This window comes from Ornithinimicrobium sp. CNJ-824 (assembly GCF_001942405.1).
Lineage (GTDB): Bacteria > Actinomycetota > Actinomycetes > Actinomycetales > Dermatophilaceae > Ornithinicoccus > Ornithinicoccus kibberensis.
The window spans coordinates 72,130-91,932 of the sequence record NZ_MKKA01000001.1 but is presented as its reverse complement, the minus strand read 5'-3'; the positions used below and the strand labels follow the sequence as shown (position 1 = coordinate 91,932).

Sequence of the window (19,803 nt, the reverse complement as noted above, 5' to 3'; positions counted from 1 at the left end):
GGCGTGACCTCTCGCCGACACGGAGGACCCCGGCGATCGGTAGGGCTCCTCGCCCTCGTCCCGATCGTCCTGGTGGTGGTGCTCGTGGTCGTGCTCTCCTCGCTTCAGCGTTCGTTCATCTACTTCCCCGACGCCAGGCCCGTCCCGCCGGCCGCGGAGGTGCTGCCCGGGGCGCGGGACGTCGTGCTGCGGCCCGAGGACGGGCTGGAGCTGGGAGCCTGGCTGGTCCCGGCGGCGGAGGGACGCGACCGGGGCCTGGGGGTGCTGTACGCGCCGGGCAACGGTGGCAACCGTGCCGGACGCGCCGGGCTCGCCGAGGAGCTGGCCAGACGCGGGTTCACCGTCCTGCTGATGGACTACCGGGGCTACGGCGGCAATCCCGGCTCGCCCGACGAGGACGGCCTGGCGGCCGACGCCCGGGCGGCAGTGCAGCTGCTCGAGGACGAGGGGTTCCCCGCGCAGCGGACGATCTACCTCCGTGAGTCCCTCGGCACCGGTGTGGTGCCCGCCCTGGCCGCGAGACGGCCTCCTGCCGGAATGGTGCTGCGGTCGCCGTTCACCGAGCTCGCCGACGTCGGGGCGCACCACTACCCCTGGGTTCCGGTGCGGCTCCTGCTCCGCGACCGCTTCCCCGTGCTGGAGCACGTCCGGGGCAGCGCCGTGCCCGTGACGGTCGTCCGGGGGAGCCACGACTCGGTCATTCCTCCCGAGCTCAGCCGCCGGGTCGCCGCCGGCGCCGGCCACCTGGTCGAGGAGGTCGTCCTGGACGGGGTCGACCACAACGACCCGGAGATGTTCGGCGCACCGGTGGCCGCCCTGAGCCGCCTGGCGGACACCCCTGGACCCGTGAGCGGCTCCGTCGTCAGCGCAGCCCGGCCATCAGCAGGTCTCGGGCCGGACGTCAGGTCCCGCAGAACGTCACGTAGGGGCCGAGGTCCGCCGGGGCCGGTCCCGCGTAGCGCTCCAGGGAGGGACGCTCGACGTAGGGGTCGGTCACCGCCTCCAGCAGCCGGTCCACCGGCGTCAGGTCGCCCTCCACGGCGGCGTCCAGCGCCTCCTCGACCAGGTGGTTGCGGGGGATGTGGACGGGGTTGACCCGGTCCATCGACGCCGCGTCCGGCTGCAGCGGCAGCCAGCGGCGGAACCAGGCCTCGAACGCGGCCGGGTCCGCCCCGGCCCGCCGGGTCGCGTCGGTGTCGCCACGCGCGACGGCGCCGAGGCTGCGGAAGAAGGACGTGTGGTCGACCCGGTGCTCCTGCAGCAGGACCAGCAGCTCCTCGGTCAGGGAGTCGGCATCGGCCGCCGTGACCTGCGCCGGCAGACCCAGCTTGGCCCGCATCCCGGTGGACCAGGAGGCGCCGTAGGCCGGGACGAACGCCTCGACCGCCTCCACGGCGATCTCGACCGCGCGGTCCTCCTCCTCGTGGAGCAGCGGCAGCATCGCCTCGGCCAGCCGGGCCATGTTCCACCGGGCGACGGCGGGCTGGTTGCCGTAGGCGTAGCGACCCTCCGTGTCGATCGAGCTGTAGACCGTGGCGGGGTCGTACCGGTCCAGGAAGGCGCAGGGCCCGTAGTCGATGGTCTCCCCGGAGATCGTCGTGTTGTCGGTGTTCATCACGCCGTGCACGAAGCCCACGAGCATCCAGCGCGCCACGAGGGAGGCCTGGTCGGCGACCACGGACCGCAGCAGCGCGGCATACCGGTCCTCCGACCCGGCCGCCTCCGGGTGGTGCCGGTCGATCGCGTGGTCGGCCAGCCGACGCAGCAGCCCGACATCGCCGGTGGCCCGGGCGAACTGGAAGGTCCCCACCCGCAGGTGGCTGCCGGCCACGCGCGCGAGCAGCGCGCCGGGCAGCGTCGTGCGCCGCTGCACCCACCGACCGGTGGCCACGACCCCGAGCGAGCGCGTCGTCGGGATGCCCAGCGCGTGCATGGCCTCGGAGACCACGTGCTCGCGCAGCATGGGGCCCACGGTGGCCAGGCCGTCGCCCCCGCGGGCGAAGGGGGTGCGCCCGGACCCCTTGAGGTGCAGGTCGCGGCGGCGGCCGACGGGGTCGAGCAGCTCGCCCAGCAGGAGCGCACGTCCGTCGCCCAGCCGCGGGGAGTATGCCCCGAACTGGTGCCCGGCGTAGGCCTGCGCCACGGGGGTCGCGTCGGCCGGGACGCTGCGTCCGGTGAGCAGGTCCACGCCCTCGGGGGTCCGCAACCACCCCGGGTCGAGGCCCAGCTCGGTGGCCAGGGCCTCGTTGAGGACCAGGATCCGGGGCTCGGGGGATGTCTCGGCCTGCCACGGGATGGCCAGCTCGGGCAGCTCGGTGGCGAACCGGGCCTCCAGGGAGACGGCCGGCCGGGTGGAGGTGCTCATCCACCGAGCCTAGGTCAGGTGCGCGGACCTGGACGGTTCAGCCGGCGTCCAGGTCGGTCCTGGCCCGTCGGGCCCGCAGCTCGCGACGGACCCGGTCCGCGGCGCGGCGGGTCAGGTCCCGGGGAGGGCGGGCCGCCATCCAGCGGTGCAGGTCCTCCTGCGCGGACGCGCGTCCAGGGTCGGGTCCGGTGACGTCGTAGGCGCGCACCGCCGCCTCCTCGTCCGCGCTCATGGGCAGGGCGTACTCGTGCAGCCGGTCGGCGATCGCGTCCCGGTAGCGGGCGGGCAGCAGCTCCAGCGCCGGCTCGTAGGAACGGGCGAGCCAGGCGCGGGGGTCGGGACCCGCCTTCGCCGCGACGATCCGGAGCAGCTCGCTGCCCCCGCCGTCGGCGAGGTAGCGGTGCGCGCAGTGCGCCAGGACGGGCTCGACCTTCATCGGCTCGGCCAGCAGGTGCTGCCGCGACTCCGTGCCGCGCCACTGCCGCTCGAGCACGCGGTCGGGCGGCCAGGCGCCGCTGATCGACGCAGCCAGGAGCGTCTTGCGGGCGCACTTGGGGCAGCGTCCGCAGGGACGGCCGAGGCCCGGACCTCGCACGCACGACTGGGCCGCCCGCCCCGCCGGGTGCCGGGCGACGATCGTGCTGGTCACCACCTCGGACACACCGGCGACGGGCACGCACGTCGCCAGGCCCAGCGCGGCCAGGACCGGTCCCCACTCGGCCACGAACGGCGACTGCGCGTAGTCGCGGAAGCGGCCCCGCTGCAGCCGGTACGTGGCCTCCAGCGGGGCTCCCCAGGCCACGGCGTCCAGCCGGTCGGCGTCGGCGTGCAGCAGCAGGGGGACGGCGGTCGTCAGGTCGTGCGGGAAGCCGACCGGGTCGGCCAGGTACTCCACGTCGCTGGGCACGACGGTCACCGCGTGCCCCTGCTGCCGCAGCACCTCGCAGGACTCCAGCGCGGCCCGGCCGTCCATGAGGGTGGACCGGCGCTCGCCGGCGGGCGCCCGCCGGGCCAGGTGGTAGCTGCGGGTCGTCCCCGGCATCACCGCCAGCGCGGCCACGCTGTCCGTGCCTCCGCTGAAGCACAGCCCGGGACGTCCGTCCGCGGGGGTATGCCGCGGGGGCCCGTCCCCGAGGTTCGCGAGCCGCAGGCGTGGGCCGGCGTGGAGGGCGTCGGCCAGGTCCCGGCTCGCGGGGACCGAGCAGGAGAAGCGCCGTCGTCGGTGGACCCAGGGTCGGGCGCAGAGCAGGGCGGCGACGACGAGCACGTCCGGGTGCACGCCGCCCGGAGGGGCGTCGACGAGGAAGGAGGCCGAGCGCCTCGCCAGGCCGACCCGGCCGACCTCGTCGCCGGCGGCCGGCTCCAGGGTGAAGGTCACCCGGCCGGGGACGTGCTCCACCTCGACGTGCATCGGCCGAACCTACCGGAACGCCGGTGCCCGACGTCCCCGGTCACCCGGGTGGCGGACCCGTGCCTCCACCCGGCACGTAGCCGCGCTCCTTGTCGACGACGTTCTCCAGCGGCTCCCCGTCCAGCCAGCGCCGCGCGTTGGCGACGAACTGGTCGGCCAGCGTGCCCCGCCAGCCCACGACGTCGCCCGACATGTGCGGCGAGACGACCACCCCGGGCGCGTCCCACAGCGGGGAGTCCTGCGGCAGCGGCTCGGTGGCGAAGACGTCGAGGGTGGCGCCGTCGAGGCGCCCCTCGCGCAGGGCCACCAGGAGGTCCTCCTCGACGACGGTCGGGCCCCGGCCGACGTTGACCAGGTGGGCCGTCGGCGGCAGGGCCGCCAGCACCTCCGCGTCGACCAGGCTCCGGGTACGGTCCGTCAGGGGGGCGGCGTTGACCAGGTAGTCGACCCCGGCCAGGTGCTCGGCCAGCCGTCCGCTGTCGACCACCTCGCCGAGCTCGAGGTCCGTGCGGGCGCTGCTCCCGGCCACCGAGACGTCCAGGCCCGCCGCCGTCAGCAGGCGCGCCGTCTCCCGACCGATCCCGCCGGTCCCCACGACGACGGCCCGGGCGCCCCGCACCGGGCGGGTCTCCCGGTGTCGCCACTCGTGCCGCCGCTGCAGCTCGGCGCTCTCGTGGAGGCGCTTGGCGTGGGCCAGGACGGCGGCCAGGACGTACTCGGCGATCGGCCGGTCGAAGACGCCCCGGGCGTGGTCACGACGACCTCCGAGGCCCGCAGCTCGTCGAAGAGGAGCGTGTCGACGCCCGCGGCGGCCACGTGGATCCATTCGAGGTCGCCGCAGCGCGGCCAGACGTCCCGCACGGCCGAGGAGAAGAAGTCCCAGAGGAACAGCGCCCGTGCGCCCCGCAGCGCCTCGCCGAGGTCCGCCTCGGTGGCGATCCGCAGGTCCACCCGGTCCGCCAGCGCCGCCAGCTGCGGCGGGGCGTCGTCCTGGCTCGCGCAGAGGACGACCAGGACCGGTGGGGTGCTCACCCGGTCACCGTAGGAACCGGCCTGTCTGATTGTCAACAATCCAGGCGAGGGTGCACGATGGCCCCATGCCCTGGCCTGGTGACGGAACCCCTGACGACCCGACGGACGTCGAGTCCCGGCCGTTCCCGCGGGCGGAGTACCGCGACCGGCTGCAGCGGGTGCAGGAGGCGATGGCCCGCCACGCCTTCGGCGCGCTGGTCGTCGTCGACCCGGCGAACCTCTACTACCTGACCGGCTACAACGCCTGGTCGTTCTACATGCCGCAGTGCCTGATCGTGCCCGCCCACGGCGAGCCGCACCTGTTCACCCGGGCGATGGACGCGCAGGGGGCGCACTACACGGCATACCTCCCGCAGTCCCAGATCCACGGCTATCCCGAGGACCTGGTCCAGCGGCCCGACGTGCACCCCTTCGGCTGGATCGCCGACCGGGCGATCGAGGTCGGGCTGCTGCCCGTCGGGGTGGACGCGCGGGTGGCCGCCGAGACCGACGCGCACTTCTTCTCGCCCCGGGGCTACCTGGCGCTGCTGTCGCGGCTGGGGCAGGGGCACCTGCTGGACAGCCACGAGCTGGTCAACTGGGTGCGGGTGGTCAAGTCGCCGCTGGAGCAGGACAAGATGCGCGTCGCCGGCGAGATCGCCCAGCAGACCATGCGGATCGCCGTCGACAGCATCGAGGTCGGGCGCCGCCAGTGCGACGTCGTCGCCCAGATCCAGTACTCCCAGGCGCTCGGCGCCCGCAAGCTCGGCGGCGACTACCCGGCCATCGTGCCCATGCTGCCGACCGGCGAGACGGCGGGCACGCCCCACCTGACCTGGAGCGACCTGCCCCTGCGGGCGCACGAGGCGACCACGATCGAGCTGGCCGGGGTGCACCACCGCTACCACGTGCCGCTGGCCCGCACGGTCAGCCTGGGACGGCCCTCGCACGACCTCGACCGGTGCGCCGGGGCGGTGACCGAGGGGCTGCAGGCGGCCCTGGAACGGATGCGGCCCGGCGTCCCCGCCCGGGACGTGCACGCCGCCTTCACCGAGGTCATCGGCCGCTACGGCTACACCAAGGCCTCCCGCCTCGGCTACTCCATCGGCATCGGCTATCCGCCCGACTGGGGCGAGCACACCATCAGCCTGCGCCCCGAGGAGACCACGGTCCTGGAGGCCGGGATGGCCCTGCACGTCATCCTCGGGATGTGGATGGACGGGTGGGGCTACGAGCTGTCCGAGTCGGTCCTGCTCGGCGACGACGGCCCCGAACGCCTCGCCCCGCTGCCCCAGGAGCTGGTCGTCAAGATCTGACCACGCCCCACGGCATACCCCCGACCCGCCCGCACGAGACCGACGAGACCGACCACGAGAGGGCCCACCATGACTCCCCCCACCACGACCGCGTTGCCGCTGGCCGCCCGCACCTCGGGCCTCGTCGGCTCGGTCATCGACTCCAGCACCTCGCTGCTGGCCTCCCAGACCCACGACATCGTCCGCTTCGCCATGGGCAGCCCCGCCCGCGAGGCCATCCCCGCCGAGATCCTGGCCGAGGTGGGGGCGGACGCGATCGGCGCGCAGGCGCACGACGCCTTCGACTACGCCGCCACCGAGGGCGACCCCGCGCTGCGGGACGCCCTGCTGGAGATGCTCGAGGGCACCACCGACGCGACCACCCCCGACCGGCTCACCATCACCTCCGGCGGCATGCAGGGGCTGGACCTGGCCTGCAAGCTCTTCGTCGACCCCGGCGACCTCGTCGCGGTCGAGTCGCCCACCTACACCAACGGCAGCGGCACCGCCCTGTCCTACCAGGCCGAGCTGCTGGAGGTGCCCGTCGACCGGGACGGCATGCAGGTCGTGGCGCTGCGCGAGGAGGCGCTGCGGCTCGGCCGCCGGCCGAAGGTGATCTACACGATCCCCACCTTCCAGAACCCCTCCGGCGCGACGATGACCCTGGAGCGCCGCCGCGAGCTGCTCGAGCTGGCCCGCGAGTGGGGCAGCATGGTCATCGACGACGACCCTACGGGATGCTCCGGTTCGCCGGCGAGCCCCTGCCGAGCCTGCACGAGCTCGCCGCCGGCGACCCCCTCGTCTTCTCGGTGCGCACGTTCTCCAAGATCGTGGCCCCCGGCCTGCGGGTGGGCTGGGTGGACACCGACCCGTCGCTGCAGCCGCTGCTCGTCAACGCCAAGCAGGCCATGGACACCTGCACCAACCTGCCGATGCAGCGGCTCGTCGCGGCCTTCCTGCGCGGCGGCCACCTCGAGGCGCACCTCGTCGAGCAGCGGCAGCAGTACCGCCTCCGCAAGGAGGCCATGCAGGCCGCGCTCACCGAGCACTTCGGCGGCCTCGCCCGGTGGACCGACCCCGAGGGCGGGTTCTTCCTGTGGGTGACCTTCGACCCGGCGATCGACACGCAGGCGCTGTTCCCGGTCGCCCTGGAGGAGGGGGTGGCCTACATCCCCGGCAACGCCTTCTCGCCCGAGGGTCGCTTCCCCGACGCGCTGCGCCTGTGCTTCGCCTCGACCCCGCCGGACCGGATCGCCGAGGGCGTGCAGCGGCTGCGGGTGGCCGTCGACCGGCTCGCCGGGGGGCGCCCATGACGTCCCTGACGCCGGTCGTCCAGGAGTCCACGCCGAGCATGATCGCCACCCGGCTCCGGGAGGCGATCGCGGCGGGGGAGCTGGCCCCGGGCAGCCGCCTCAGCGAGGCCCGGCTGGCGGCCCGCCTCGGGGTGAGCCGCGGCCCCCTGCGGGAGGGTATGCAGCGGCTCACCCAGGAGGGGCTGCTCGTCTCCGTGCGCAACCGGGGGCTGTTCGTCACCGAGATGACGCCCGGGAACATCGAGGACATGTACGTCGCCCGGCAGGCGGTGGAGCGGGCCGCGGCCCGCCGGGTGCTGACGACCGACCCGGCTCCGGCCGGGGAGGAGCTGCTGGCCGTGGTCGACCGGATGGAGGCCGCGGCCCGTGCGGGGGACGGGCAGCAGGTGGGGGAGGCGGACGTGGAGTTCCACGAGCGGCTGGTGGCCCTGGCCGGCAGCCCGCGGCTGTCCCGGATGCAGCAGACGCTGCTCACCGAGACCCGGATGTGCATCCACGCGCTCGAGGAGACCTACCCCGACCCGCTCGTACGGGTGGAGGAGCACCGGGCGATCGCCGAGGCGGTGCGCGAGGGCCGCGCCGAGGAGGCCGACCGGCTGCTCATCGCGCACATGGTCGACGCGATCGACCGGCTCACCACGTCCGGCCCGGGCGCCCGCCTGGCCGGGGCCGGAGGGCGGTAGCCGGCCGGCGGTCGTCAGCCGGCCGGCGGTCGTCAGGACAGGGCGATGCCGACGTACTTGGTCTCCAGGAACTCCTCGATCCCCTCGGCGCCGCCCTCGCGGCCCAGGCCGGACTGCTTGATGCCGCCGAAGGGGGCGTACGGGTTGGACACGACGGCCTGGTTGAGCCCGACCATGCCGCTCTCGAGCGCCTCGGCGACCCGCAGCGCTCGCCGCAGGTCGTTGGTGAACACGTAGGAGACGAGCCCGAACTCGGTGTCGTTGGCCAGCCGCACCGCCTCCTCCTCGGTGGAGAACGGGGTCAGCGGGGCCACCGGGCCGAAGATCTCCTCGCCGGCCATCCTTGCGTCGGTCGGCACCCCGGTGAGCACGGTCGGGCGGTAGAAGAAGCCGGGCCCCTCGACCTGCTCGCCGCCGGTGAGCACGGTGGCGCCGCGCCCGACCGCGTCGGCCACCAGCGACCTGACCTTCTCCAGCCCGGCCTCGTCGACGAGCGGCCCGACGTCGACGCCCTCGTGCGTGCCGTCGCCGACGGTGAGCGCGCCCATCTGCTCGGCCATCCGGGCGCCGAACTCCTCGATGAGCGACTCGTGCACGTAGATCCGGTTGGCCGCCGTGCAGGCCTCGCCCATGTTGCGCATCTTGGCCTGCAGCGCCCCGGCGACCGCCTCCTCCAGGTCCGCGTCCTCGAAGACGACGAACGGGGCGTTGCCGCCGAGCTCCATGGAGGTGCGGAGCACCTTCTCGGCGCTCTGCTCCAGGAGGATCCGGCCCACCCGGGTCGACCCGGTGAAGGACAGCTTGCGGGCCTTGCCGGAGCGGATCAGCGGCTCGGTCGTGCCGCCGGCGTCCGTGGCGGTGAAGCAGTTGACCACCCCGTCGGGCACGCCGGCCTCCCGCAGGACGTCCATGAGCGCCAGCATGGACAGCGGCGTCTGGTGGGCGGGCTTGACGACGCTGGTGCACCCCGCGGCGATGGCCGGGCCGATCTTGCGGGTGCCCATGGCCATCGGGAAGTTCCACGGAGTGATGAGCAGGGACGGGCCGACCGGCTGCCGGGCGACGAGGAAGCGGGCCCCGCCCTGGGGCGCCGCCTGGTAGCCGCCGTCGATCCGCAGCGCCTCGGCCGCGAAGTGCCGGAAGAACTCCGCGGCGTAGGTGATCTCGCCCCGGGAGTCCTTGAGCGGCTTGCCCATCTCGGTCGTCATGAGCAGGGCCAGGTCCTCGATCCGCTCGTGCAGCAGCCGGAAGGCGGTCATGAGGATCTCGTGCCGCTCCAGCGCCGTCGTCGCGGCGAACGCCGGCTGGGCCTCCACCGCGGCGTCCAGCGCCGCCATGGCGTCCGCCGGGGAGGCGTCGGCCACCTGGGCGATCTCCTCGCCGGTGGCCGGGTTGAGCACGGGGAAGGTCGCGCCGGCCTCGGCGTCGACCCAGCGGCCCCCGACGAACAGCTGACGGGGGACCGATCCGGTCACGGACTGCGTCATGGTGTGCACCTTCCTCGTGGAGAGACCCTGAGATACGCTGATTGTCGACAATCTATCAAGGAGGTTCGGCGTGACGTCGTTGTCACCGGTGCTCAAGCAGGCCACGGGCGTGGTCGCCGCCCGTGGGGAGGGTGCGCTCATCTTCGACGAGGAGGGTCGGCGCCACCTGGACTTCACCGCCGGGATCGGCGTGACCAGCACCGGCCACTGCCATCCGCGCGTGGTCGCCGCCGCCCAGGAGCAGGTCGGAAAGATCATCCACGCGCAGTACACGACCGTGATGCACCGGCCGCTGCTGGACCTGACCGAGCGGATGGGGGAGGTGCTGCCGGCCGGCCTGGACCGGATGTTCTTCGCCAACTCCGGCTCGGAGGCCGTCGAGGCGGCCCTGCGCCTGGTGCGCCAGGCGACCGGCCGGCCCAACGTCGTGGTCTTCCACGGCGGCTTCCACGGCCGGACCGTGGCCGCGGCCTCGATGACGACCTCCGGCACCCGGTTCCGCTCCGGGTTCTCCCCGCTCATGCCGGGCGTGGTGGTCTCCCCCTTCCCGGACCCCACCCACTACGGCTGGAGCCGGGAGGAGGCGACCCGGTTCGCGCTCGAGCAGCTCGACTACACCCTGCAGACGATCAGCGCCCCGGCGGACACGGCGGCGTTCGTTGTCGAGCCGGTGCTCGGCGAGGGCGGCTACGTCCCGGCCAGCACCGAGTTCCTCGCCGGCCTGCGGGAGCGGGCCGACCGCCACGGCATCCTGCTCGTGCTCGACGAGGTGCAGACCGGCTGGGGGCGCACCGGCAAGTTCTGGGGGCACGACCACTTCGACGGCCGCCCCGACGTCCTCGTCACCGCCAAGGGGCTGGCCTCCGGCTTCCCGCTCTCGGGGATCGCCGCCTCCGAGGAGCTGATGGCCAAGGCCTGGCCCGGCTCCCAGGGCGGTACCTACGGGGCCAACGCGGTGGCCTGCGCGGCCGCCCTGGCCACCCTCGACGTCATCAAGGACGAGGGGCTGGTGCACAACGCCGCGGTGCGCGGCGAGCAGCTGCGCGCCGGCCTGGAGCAGGTGGCGTCGGCGCACGGGCGGATCACCGACGTGCGGGGGCTGGGCCTGATGCTGGGCTGCGAGTTCCGGGACGCGGACGGTCGCCCGGACGGGGCTGCCGCCTCCGCCGCGCAGCAGGAGGCCGCCCGGCGCGGGCTGCTGCTGCTCACCTGCGGCGCGTGGGGCCAGGTCGTGCGGTTCATCCCGGCCCTGGTCGTCGACGACCAGCTCGTCGACGAGGCGCTGAGCGTGTGGGAGGAGGCGGTGGCGGCCACGTCCTGAGCGGACGCGCGGGCGCCCCGCCCGGGTGCGCCGCGGGGGTGCCCCCGCGGGGGCGCGGCCGGCCCGGCGAACGACGACGGGTGCCGGCGGCTCAGCCGAGCTGGGGCAGCACCTCGGCGGCCACCAGCTCGACGTGGTCGAGGTCGGCCAGGTCGAGCATCTGCAGGTAGATCCGCTCCACCCCGGTGCGCTCGTGCCAGCGGCCGATCTGCTCCACGACCTCGTCGGGCGTGCCGACCAGGCCGTGCCCGCGCAGCTGGTCGAGCTCCTGACGGGTCGCCCCGACCCGGCGGGCCACCTCGGCCTCGTCGCGCCCGACGGCGGCGGTCAGCGCGGCGGAGCGCAGCACCGTCCCCGGGTCCCGCCCGGCCGCGTGGCAGGCCTGGTCCACCCGGCCGAACTGCGCGCGTCCCTCGTCCACCGCCATGAACGGCAGGTTGAACTCGTCGGCGAACCGGGCGGCGAGCGCGGGCGTGCGGCGCGCCCCCTTCCCGCCCAGGATGATCGGCGGCCGGGGGTGCTGGGCCGGCTTGGGCAGGCCGGGGGAACGGCTCACCGTGACCGTCGGTCCGTGGTGGTTGAAGAGTTCGCCGGGCGGGGTGGCCCACATCCCGGTGACCACCTGGAGGGTGTCCTCGAGCAGGTCGAACCTCGTGCCGACCTCGGGGAAGGGGACGCCGTGGGCGGTGTGCTCGGCCTCCATCCACCCGGCCCCCAGCCCCAGCTCCACCCGGCCGCCGCTCATCTGGTCGACCTGGGCCACCTGGACGGCGGTGAGCCCGGCGTGCCGGAAGGTCACCGAGGTGACCAGGGTGCCCAGCCGGACCCGGGACGTCTCCCGGGCCAGCGCTCCCAGGGTCACCCAGGCGTCCGTCGGTCCGGGGGCGCCGTCGCGGGAGAGGAAGTGGTCGGACCGGAACCAGGCCCCGAAGCCGCACTCCTCGGTGAGGCGGGCGTGCCGCAGCTGGTCCTCGTAGGTCGCGCCGAGGTGGGGTTCGGTGAAGATGCGCAGGTCCACGCCGCCCCAGTCTTCCCCCACCCCGCCGTCCGCGCACGCGGGGCCGGTCCTCCCCGCGCCCCGCGCCTCGCGCAGGGTGCACCGCCGGGTCCGTGGCCGCGGCTACGCTGCCGGGATGACCTGGGTCCGGCACCGTCCCATCGCCCTGTCCTGGGCGCTGCTCCTCGCCTTCGTCGCCGTGCTGGGGGTCACCGTCCACCGTTACACCGCCGGGGGCGTGCGGCTCGGCGACGACGTCCTTGGCCTGGTGCTCCGGCTCTCGTCCTCGGGGTGGTGGTCGCGGCATACCTGCGCACCGGAGGGAGCACGACGGCCTCGCCGGAGGGGCTCTCGGTCCACGACGGCATCCGGCGGGTCGAGGTGCCCGCCGCGAGGGTGACCACGGTGGTCGAGGAATCCACGCGCAACGGCGCGGTCGCGGTCCTCGAGGGTGGTCGCCGGCTGGCCCTGCCCGGGGTCCCGGCGGACGCGGTGCGCGAGGTGCGGCGCCGGCTGCGGGGGCGGTGAGGGGCGCGCCCCGGGCGGCCGGTCGGGCCGTCAGTCCGTGGGGAGGTGGACCGTCGTGCGCCGCCCGTCGTCCCTGACCAGGGCGGACGAGGGGAGCCGCCCGACCCGCCACGCCTGGAGCAGGTCCCCGGCCGAACCGGCCAGGTTGAGCCCGGCGAGCACGTAGCCCGTCAGGAACACCTGGTCCGGGACGACTGCCAGCAGCCCGAGCAGCACCAGCCCCCAGAGCACGAGCGGCCCCAGCGCGACCGTCGTCGCCGTGCGGCGCGACAGCAGCGCCTGGCTGCCGGTGACCAGGTAGGGCAGGCGTACCCCGACCGTGGGCCGGGTCCCGGTCAGCGCCCAGAGCAGCCCGGCGTGGGTGAGCTCGTGCAGCGCCATGTAGGCCAGGCACGCCAGGACGGTGACGAGGGCGACGGTCCAGGGGCCCCAGGCGCTGTCCACCGGCAGGTCGAGCAGGAGCGCCAGCCCGACCATGCCCGCGGCCGCCCCTGCGCCGGAGGTGGTGCGACGGTGGGCCGGACGGGGGAGGCAGCCATGGGGCTTGACGACCTTCGGTGGTCTTTTCACCGTACTTCTGTGCCGGGAGTCCTAGGCTGGACCGGTGCGACGCTCCGGCCCCACCGGGTCCCCGACCGACGAGTGGCTCATGCAGCCCCGGTGGTTGCCGACCTCCGGGCGGCCCTGGGTGTGGCCGTCGTGCTCAGCGCGGTGCTCGCCCTGGCCCTGACCAGCCCGGGGCCGGTCGGCCTGACCGTCGTCGTGGTCTGGGCGGCCTACGGCGTCTTCCTCGTCTGGGCGAGCCGCCACGAGCACAGCGGCACCCGCCTCGAGGAGGACGCGATCGTGCTGACCGAGGGCCGGAAGGTGCGCCGGCTGACCCGGTCGGACATCCTCGACCTGCGGCCCGACGCCCCGGGCGAGCGGGCCTGGCGGGTGCAGGCGCTGCTCGCGGACGGCAGCCTGGTCACCCTGCTCGGGGTGCCCCCGTCGGAGCTGGAGCGCCTGCGGCGCTGGCACACGGGGGTATGACGTGCGCGCCCCTCAGCGGGGCGGCATCCGCAGGGCCCCGTCGAGACGGATGACCTCGCCGTTGAGCAGCGGGTTCTCCACGATGTGGGCCACGAGCGCGGCATACTCCTGGGGCCTGCCCAGCCGGGCGGGGTGGGGCACGAGCGCCTCGAGCGACTCCTTCACGCCCTCGAGCATCCCGGCCATCATCGGGGTCTCGAAGACGCCGGGGGCGATGCACATGACCCGGATCGCCCTGTCGGCCAGGTCACGGGCCGCGGTGAGGGTCAGCCCGGCGACGCCGGCCTTGGACGAGGCGTAGGCGGCCTGGCCGACCTGCCCGTCGAAGGCGGCGACGGAGGCGGTGGTGACCACGACCCCGCGGTCGCCGAGACCGCGGTCGTCCTCGACCGGCTCGTTGGTGGCCATCTGCTCGGCGGCCAGGCGCAGCACGTTGAACGTGCCGACCAGGTTGATCTCCACCACGGTGCGGTAGGTCTCCAACGGCAGGACGCCGCGCCTGGACAGGATCCGCCCGGGGGTGGCCACGCCGGCGCAGGCCACGACGACGCGCAGCTCGCCCAGGCCGGCGGCCGTGGCGACCGCGGCGGCGACCTGCTCCTCGTCCCGCACGTCGGCCGGGGCGAAGTGCGCCCGGTCGCCCAGCTCGGCGGCCAGCTCCTCGCCGCGTCCGCCGGGCAGGTCGACGAGCACGACCTGGGCCCCGTCGGCCAGCAGCCGTCGGGCGGTCTGCTCGCCGAGCCCGGACGCGCCTCCGGTGACGAGGGCGACGGTGCGGTCGGTGATGTGCATGGGGGGCCTTTCGGGTGCTTGTCGGTCGGACGGGTGGGTGCGGGGACGTCCGGTCAGCGGAACTCGGAGAGCAGCTGGCGGGAGATCACCAGCCGCTGGATCTGGTTGGTGCCCTCGAAGATCTGGGTCACCTTGGCCTCGCGCATGAAGCGCTCGACCGGGAAGTCGGTGGTGTAGCCGTAGCCGCCGAGCACCTGGACGGCCTCGGTCGTGACCCGCATCGCGGCGTCGGTGGCCACGAGCTTGGCGATCGAGGCCTCCTGGGTGTGCGGCTGGCCGGCGTCCTTGAGCCGGGCCGCGTGCAGGTAGGTCGCGCGGGCCGAGCCGACGGCCGCGGCCATGTCGGCGAGCTTGAACGCCAGGCCCTGGTTGTCGGCGATCGGCCGGCCGAACTGCTCGCGCTCGGCGGCGTAGGCGGCCGAGACCTCCAGGGCACGCTGGGCCAGTCCGGTGGCGGCGGCGGCGATGCCGAGGCGGCCGGAGTCGAGCGCCGCCAGCGCGAGCTGCATGCCCTGACCCTCGGCGCCGATCCGGTGCTCCTCGCCGAGCCGGACGCCGTCGAGGAGGACCTCGCGCACCGTGGCCGCGCGCATCCCCATCTTGCGCTCGGGCTCGGCGAAGCTCAGCCCCTCCACGTCCGCCGGGACGTGGAAGCACGACAGCCCCCGACCGCCGTCGTCGGACGTGCGGGCGAACAGCGTGTAGAAGTCGGCGTGCCCGGCGTGGCTGATCCACGCCTTGGTCCCGGTGACGACGTAGCTGGCCCCGTCGGCCGTGCTCTCCTTCTGGGCGCGGGTGCGGATCGCCCCGACGTCGGAGCCCGCCTGCGGCTCGGAGAGGCAGTAGGCGCCGAGCTGCTCGCCGGAGAGCATCCCGGTCAGCCAGCGCTCCTGCTGCTCGGGCGTGCCCTGGGTGGCCAGCGGGAAGCAGGTCAGGGAGTGGACGGAGACGCCGACGGCGACCGACATCCACGCGCGGGCGATCTCCTCGACGACCTGCAGGTACACCTCGTAGGGCTGCCCCCCGCCGCCCTGCTCCTCGGGGTAGGGCAGCGACAGCAGCCCCGCCCGGCCGAGCATCGTGAAGACGTCGCGCGGGAAGCGGGCCTGCTCCTCGGCCTCGTCGACACGGGGAAGGAGCTGGTCGTCGGCGATCTCGCGCACCAGACCCAGCAGGTCGCGCGCCTCCTCGGTCGGGAGCACTCGTTGCACCATGGGGCCGAGGCTATCGCCGGACGCCGCGTCAGGAGGTAGTCGGGGGAGCGCTGGTGGTCGGGCGACCGCCCGGCCGGAGCACCCCGGCGTGTCCTGCACAGGCGGCCGTCCTGGCCCGGCGTGTCGTGCACTGTGCAGCTGCCGTTGCGGCGTGTCCCGTGCCAGGACACGGATCCTGCACAGGTCCGGCGAGTGGAGTCCGGCGGCCAGCCCTGGCCACGGAGCCCACCCCCCGCCCGTCAGCCCGGCTGGACCCGCACCTCGGTGGCCTTGACCGAGGCCCACAGCCGGGTCCCGGCGACGACGCCCAGCTCGGCGACCGCGCCGGCGGTGATCTCGGCGACCAGGGGCACGGGCCCGTCGAGGCCGACCCGGGCGCGCTGACCGGCCATGGTGACCTCGGTGACGACGACCGGCCAGACGTTGCGGGGGGACCCGGCCGGGCGCTCGCGGTGCACCGAGACGGCGGCCGGGTCGACCGTCGCCAGCGCCCGCGACCCGTCCGCGAGGCCTCCCGGCTCCTCGGCGGTGACCACCTCGGCCCCGGCCCCGGCCCCGTCGACGGCGACGACCACGGGCGGGCCGGAGCGCACCGTGCCGGCGAGCAGGTTGAGGCCGACGACCTGGGCCGCGTAGGCCGTGCGCGGGTGGGCGACGACGTCGGCCGGGGTGCCGTCCTGGGTGACCCGGCCACCGTCGAGGAAGACGAGCCGGTCGGCCATCGTCAGCGCGTCGACAGGGTCGTGCGTGACGAGCAGGGTCACCCCGGCGAACTCGCGCAGCCGGCGGGCCAGGTCGGCCCGGGTGGCCGACCGGGTCTGCGGGTCCAGCGCCGACAGCGGCTCGTCGAGCAGCAGCAGCGCCGGGTCGGTGGCCAGCGCCCGGGCGAGCGCCGCGCGCTGGGCCTGGCCCGACGAGAGCCCGCCCGGCCGTCGACGGGCCAGGTCGCCCAGCCCGACCCGCTCCAGCTCCAGGGAGGCACGCGCGCGGGCGGCGCGCCGCGGCATACCCCGGGAGCGGGGGCCGAAGGCCACGTTCTCGACCAGGTCGAGGTGGGGGAAGAGCAGCGGCTCGGCCAGCACGAGGCCGACGCTGCGGCGGTCGGCAGGCAGGTCGACGCCCCGGTCGAGGTCCAGCCACTCCGGCTCGGGGGCGTCGGCGACGCGGACGTGGCCGGCCCGGGGGCGGCGCAGCCCTGCGAGCGCGGTGAGCGCGGTCGTCTTCCCGGAGCCGTTGGGCCCCAGCAGGGCGGTCACCCCCACTGCGCAGCCGAGCTCCAGGTCGAGGGAGAAGTCGCCGGTCTCCACGACGAGGTGCGCGTCCAGGGCGACGGGGTCCGGGGACGGCGCTGCTGCGGCGTTCACGGCAGCCACCGGGAGCGCAGGGCCCCGAGCACCACGACGGCGACGAGGAGCATGACCAGGGACAGCGCGATCGCGGCCTGCGGGTCCTGCTCCAGGGCCGCGTAGACCCCCAGCGGCGCCGTCTGGGTGCGGCCGGGGAAGCTGCCGGCGAAGGTGATCGTGGCGCCGAACTCGCCGAGGGCCCGGGCCCAGGCGAGGGCCGAGCCCGCCGCGACGCCGGGCAGCACCATCGGCAGCGCGACCCGGGTGAAGGTGCGCAGCGGACCGGCGCCGAGCGTCGCCGCGAGCTGGTCGTAGCGCCGGTCCAGACCGCGCATGGCCCCCTCGACGGTGATGACGTAGAACGGCAGCGCCACGAAGATCTCGGCGAGCACCACGGCCACGGTCGTGAACGGCACGGTCAGCCCCGTCACCTGCTCGAGCCAGCCGCCGACCACCCCACGGCGGCCGTAGGTCATCAGCAGCGCCACGCCGCCGACGACGGGCGGCAGGACCAGCGGCACGGTGACCAGGGCCCGGACCCAGGTGGTCAGCCGGTGGTCCGCGCGGGCCAGCACCCAGGCCAGCGGCGTGCCGAGCAGCCAGACGACGACCATGGTGGCGCTCGTGGTCACCGCGGAGAGCCGGAGGGACTGGCCGACTACGGGGCGGGACAGGTGGGTGGGCAGCTCGGCCCACTCGACCCGCAGGAGCAGGGCCAGCATGGGCAGGGCGACGAGGGTCAGCGCGAGCCCGGCGGGTGCCAGCAGGGGCAGCCGGCCGCCCCGCACCCGGGTGCTCACGGGAGCCCGAACCCGGCGTCGGCGAGGAGGCGCCGGCCGTCCTCGGAGGTGATCGCCTCGACGAACCACGCGGCCGCGGGGTCGACGGAGACGACGGCCAGCGGGTAGTCGTTGGTGACCTCCGCACCCTCCGGCAGGGGCACCTCGCGGACCCGCCCGTCGGCGGCGAGGACGTCGGTGCGCCAGACCAGCCCGGCGTCGGCCTCGCCGAGCTCGACCTTGGTGAGGGTGGCCCGGGCGTCCGGCTCGTAGGAGGCGATCCGCGGCGCCACTCCGAGATCCGCCAGCAGGGTCTCCGCGGCCCGTCCGCAGGGGGCCTCGGGACGGCACACCACGAGGCGTATGCCGTCGCGCGCCAGGTCCTCGACCGCGGTCACCGGCCCGGTGCCGGGGTCGTCGGGACCGGCCGGCACGGTGAGGACGAGGGTGTTCGTGGCCACGACGACGGGGTCGCCCCGGACCAGGTCGGGGTCGACCATCGCCAGCGGCTCGGGCCCCGCCAGGACGACGACGTCGGCCGGCGCGCCCTGGTCGACCTGCTGGACGACCGTGGAGCTGGCCGCGAAGGCCAGGTCGACCTGCAGGTCGGGGTGCTCGGCGCGGACCAGGTCCGCCACCTCCTCCAGGACGTCCGTGAGGGAGGCGGCGGCCAGGACGGTGAGCCCGTCGGAGGCGGGGGTCCCGGTGCCCGACGTGTCCCCCGAGGTGCCCCCCGAGGGCAGGCCGCAGGCGGACAGCCCGACCGCGACGGACAGCCCGACCGTGCTGGACAGAAGGAGCGCGGGGAGCCGGCTCACCGGGGCAGCCCGACGGTGACGTGCGTGGACTTGATCGAGGCGACCACGACGCTGCCGACCTCCAGGCCCAGCTCCTGCACCGCCTCGGTGGACAGCAGCGAGACCAGCCGGAAGGGGCCGGCCTGGACGTCGACCTGGGACATGACTGTGTCGCTGAGGATGCGGGTGACCAGCCCGCGCATCTGGTTGCGCGGCGAGGAGGTCCCGGTGCCGGCCTCGGCGGCCTGGGCCGTCCGCTGGGCGTAGCCGGCCAGCTCGGCCCCGTCGACCACGATCCGGCCCGCCTCGTCCCTGGTGGCCGTCAGCCGGCCGGCGTCGATGGCCCTCCGGACGGTGTCGGAGGAGACACCCAGGAGGGACGCGGCCTCGGCGACACGCAGATGCGACATGGAAAGCAGCATACCGTCGCAGATGCGCCCCTGCGTCGACTGCTCGGGTGCGCCCTCAGATGCGCAGGGTCACGTCCTGCTCGCGCCACTGCTGCACCAGCGGCGCCAGACCCTGCTCGAGGAGCGGCAGCTGCGGGACCAGGCACAGGCTCGCGACGGCCTGGACCCGGCGGGCGGCGTCCATGGCCTCCACGAGCCGGGGGTCGGTGCGGCGCAGGTCGAGGTTCTCCACGGCCTCGTCGTAGGCCGCGACCGCCTCGGCGCCCAGCCCGGCCAGGTCCCACTCGACGGGGCCTCGGCACACGTCCTCGAAGTCGGCGAAGACCAGGCCCCGCGGGCTGCGGATGACGTTGTGCACGGGGGTGTCCCCCTGGATGGGCTGCACGGTGGTGGGGCCGAACCGGGCCTGGAAGGCGTCCTCGTCGGCCAGCACCGGCGCCAGCGCGTGCCACTGGGCGTGCAGCCGGTCGACGTCCTGGGCGGACAGCAGCGGTGAGCCCTCGGCGGCCTCGACCATGGCGGCCAGCGCCCCGTTGAAGGGGGCGAGGAAGGGCAGCTCCCCGGGGTAGGCGGCCAGGGCCAGGTGCAGCGCGGCGGCGACCTCGGGGTCGGCCGCGCGGTAGGCCTGGTGGTCGGGGGTGGTCTCGACCAGCTCCCAGAAGGTGATCGCGAACCCGTCCTGGCGCACCGGCTCCGGCGGCACGAGCGGGCTGGGGCGGGTGGTCGGCACGCCGTGCTCGTGCAGCCAGCCGGCGACGTCCAGCTCGCGGCACTGCCGCTCCTCGACCTGCTCGGCGGTCGTCCCCGGCGGGTGGACGACCGGGATCCGGGCCACGACGGGGGTGGGGGAGAGCCGGACGACGACCGAGAACGCCTCGTGCAGGACCTCGGTGTCGGTGACCTCCAGGTCCAGGTCGCTCGCGGCCGTGAACGCCGCCTCGCAGGCCAGCTCGGTGCGGCGGGCGATCTCCTCGGGGGTCAGGACCGGGTGTGCCATACCTCATCGTGGCAGGGTCCTCCCG

20 protein-coding genes and 2 pseudogenes are annotated in these 19,803 nt (G+C 75.0%); 8 read left to right on the top strand and 14 right to left on the bottom strand.

All coding sequences use genetic code 11. The annotated features are described in order from the left end of the window. Positions 1-3: 3 nt before the first annotated feature. Positions 4-591 (top strand): annotated as a pseudogene (locus BJF81_RS20615) (alpha/beta hydrolase); the annotation flags it as partial. Positions 592-901: 310 nt separating this feature from the next. On the opposite strand, the gene BJF81_RS00415 reads toward BJF81_RS20615, so the two are convergent. From BJF81_RS00415 to BJF81_RS20610, 4 genes are read right to left on the bottom strand one after another with little or no spacing between them, the layout of a single operon-like run. Further along, positions 902-2,365, bottom strand: a complete 1,464-nt coding sequence (locus BJF81_RS00415; RefSeq protein ID WP_075956688.1) for a protein adenylyltransferase SelO — start codon at positions 2,363-2,365, stop codon at positions 902-904. Positions 2,366-2,402: 37 nt separating this feature from the next. Next, entirely contained in the window at positions 2,403-3,776 is a 1,374-nt protein-coding gene (locus tag BJF81_RS00410; protein WP_075956687.1) for a DUF6395 domain-containing protein, read from the bottom strand. Between the two features lie 40 nt (positions 3,777-3,816). Next, positions 3,817-4,437, bottom strand: coding sequence for an NAD(P)-dependent oxidoreductase (locus BJF81_RS00405; RefSeq protein WP_342447032.1), 621 nt, complete (start codon positions 4,435-4,437; stop codon positions 3,817-3,819). After that, positions 4,329-4,808, bottom strand: coding sequence for a hypothetical protein (locus tag BJF81_RS20610; RefSeq protein ID WP_342447033.1), 480 nt, complete (start codon positions 4,806-4,808; stop codon positions 4,329-4,331). Before BJF81_RS20610 ends, BJF81_RS00405 begins: the two co-directional genes overlap by 109 nt. Positions 4,809-4,873: 65 nt before the next feature. Here BJF81_RS20610 and BJF81_RS00400 point away from each other — a divergent pair, with 65 nt between their 5' ends. From BJF81_RS00400 to BJF81_RS00390, 4 genes and pseudogenes are all read left to right on the top strand, one after another. Beyond that, positions 4,874-6,103 carry a M24 family metallopeptidase gene (locus BJF81_RS00400; protein WP_075956686.1) on the top strand — a complete coding sequence of 410 codons (1,230 nt, stop codon included), beginning with the start codon at positions 4,874-4,876 and terminating at the stop codon, positions 6,101-6,103. A 69-nt stretch (positions 6,104-6,172) separates the two neighbouring features. Further along, positions 6,173-6,748: pseudogene (locus BJF81_RS20605) on the top strand (aminotransferase class I/II-fold pyridoxal phosphate-dependent enzyme); the annotation flags it as partial. Positions 6,749-6,819: 71 nt separating this feature from the next. Then, positions 6,820-7,395, top strand: coding sequence for a PLP-dependent aminotransferase family protein (locus BJF81_RS20600; protein ID WP_342447030.1), 576 nt, complete (start codon positions 6,820-6,822; stop codon positions 7,393-7,395). Then, the gene (locus BJF81_RS00390) at positions 7,392-8,078 is read left to right on the top strand and encodes a GntR family transcriptional regulator (protein ID WP_075956685.1); all 687 of its coding nucleotides are present in this window, start codon (positions 7,392-7,394) and stop codon (positions 8,076-8,078) included. Before BJF81_RS20600 ends, BJF81_RS00390 begins: the two co-directional genes overlap by 4 nt. A gap of 32 nt (positions 8,079-8,110) precedes the next feature. On the opposite strand, the gene BJF81_RS00385 is transcribed toward BJF81_RS00390, so the two are convergent. After that, complete coding sequence (locus tag BJF81_RS00385; protein WP_075956684.1) at positions 8,111-9,565, bottom strand: NAD-dependent succinate-semialdehyde dehydrogenase; 1,455 nt, start codon at positions 9,563-9,565, stop codon at positions 8,111-8,113. 70 nt (positions 9,566-9,635) lie between these two features. On the opposite strand from BJF81_RS00385, the gene BJF81_RS00380 reads away from it, so the two are divergent. Then, entirely contained in the window at positions 9,636-10,886 is a 1,251-nt protein-coding gene (locus BJF81_RS00380) for an aspartate aminotransferase family protein (protein WP_075956683.1), read from the top strand. Between the two features lie 91 nt (positions 10,887-10,977). On the opposite strand, the gene BJF81_RS00375 is transcribed toward BJF81_RS00380, so the two are convergent. Further along, positions 10,978-11,925: an LLM class F420-dependent oxidoreductase gene (locus BJF81_RS00375; protein WP_342447029.1), complete on the bottom strand. Its 948-nt coding sequence runs from the start codon at positions 11,923-11,925 to the stop codon at positions 10,978-10,980. 249 nt (positions 11,926-12,174) lie between these two features. On the opposite strand from BJF81_RS00375, the gene BJF81_RS00370 reads away from it, so the two are divergent. Beyond that, positions 12,175-12,411, top strand: a complete 237-nt coding sequence (locus tag BJF81_RS00370; protein WP_075956682.1) for a hypothetical protein — start codon at positions 12,175-12,177, stop codon at positions 12,409-12,411. A gap of 30 nt (positions 12,412-12,441) precedes the next feature. On the opposite strand, the gene BJF81_RS00365 is transcribed toward BJF81_RS00370, so the two are convergent. Next, on the bottom strand, positions 12,442-12,981 hold the full coding sequence (locus BJF81_RS00365) for a DUF3267 domain-containing protein (RefSeq protein WP_143780586.1): 540 nt from the start codon (positions 12,979-12,981) through the stop codon (positions 12,442-12,444). A 90-nt stretch (positions 12,982-13,071) separates the two neighbouring features. Between BJF81_RS00365 and BJF81_RS00360 the strand changes: the two genes are divergently transcribed. Beyond that, the gene (locus tag BJF81_RS00360; protein WP_075956680.1) at positions 13,072-13,443 is read left to right on the top strand and encodes a hypothetical protein; all 372 of its coding nucleotides are present in this window, start codon (positions 13,072-13,074) and stop codon (positions 13,441-13,443) included. A gap of 12 nt (positions 13,444-13,455) precedes the next feature. On the opposite strand, the gene BJF81_RS00355 is transcribed toward BJF81_RS00360, so the two are convergent. The 7 genes from BJF81_RS00355 to BJF81_RS00325 all read right to left on the bottom strand — a co-directional run bounded on the left by BJF81_RS00355 (position 13,456) and on the right by BJF81_RS00325 (position 19,778). Beyond that, positions 13,456-14,235 (bottom strand): SDR family NAD(P)-dependent oxidoreductase, encoded by a 780-nt coding sequence (locus BJF81_RS00355; RefSeq protein WP_075956679.1) that lies wholly within the window; start codon positions 14,233-14,235, stop codon positions 13,456-13,458. 53 nt (positions 14,236-14,288) lie between these two features. Then, complete coding sequence (locus tag BJF81_RS00350; RefSeq protein WP_075956678.1) at positions 14,289-15,449, bottom strand: acyl-CoA dehydrogenase family protein; 1,161 nt, start codon at positions 15,447-15,449, stop codon at positions 14,289-14,291. Between the two features lie 239 nt (positions 15,450-15,688). Next, positions 15,689-16,813 carry an ABC transporter ATP-binding protein gene (locus BJF81_RS00345; RefSeq protein WP_187345477.1) on the bottom strand — a complete coding sequence of 375 codons (1,125 nt, stop codon included), beginning with the start codon at positions 16,811-16,813 and terminating at the stop codon, positions 15,689-15,691. Continuing rightward, positions 16,810-17,595, bottom strand: a complete 786-nt coding sequence (locus tag BJF81_RS00340; protein WP_075956677.1) for an ABC transporter permease — start codon at positions 17,593-17,595, stop codon at positions 16,810-16,812. Before BJF81_RS00340 ends, BJF81_RS00345 begins: the two co-directional genes overlap by 4 nt. Then, the gene (gene modA / locus BJF81_RS00335; protein ID WP_237769927.1) at positions 17,592-18,392 is read right to left on the bottom strand and encodes a molybdate ABC transporter substrate-binding protein; all 801 of its coding nucleotides are present in this window, start codon (positions 18,390-18,392) and stop codon (positions 17,592-17,594) included. The genes BJF81_RS00340 and modA overlap by 4 nt, the downstream gene beginning before the upstream one ends. Next, positions 18,389-18,781, bottom strand: a complete 393-nt coding sequence (locus BJF81_RS00330; protein WP_075956710.1) for a TOBE domain-containing protein — start codon at positions 18,779-18,781, stop codon at positions 18,389-18,391. Before BJF81_RS00330 ends, modA begins: the two co-directional genes overlap by 4 nt. 55 nt (positions 18,782-18,836) lie before the next feature. Beyond that, complete coding sequence (locus BJF81_RS00325; protein ID WP_202817381.1) at positions 18,837-19,778, bottom strand: phosphotransferase; 942 nt, start codon at positions 19,776-19,778, stop codon at positions 18,837-18,839. Positions 19,779-19,803: the final 25 nt, after the last annotated feature.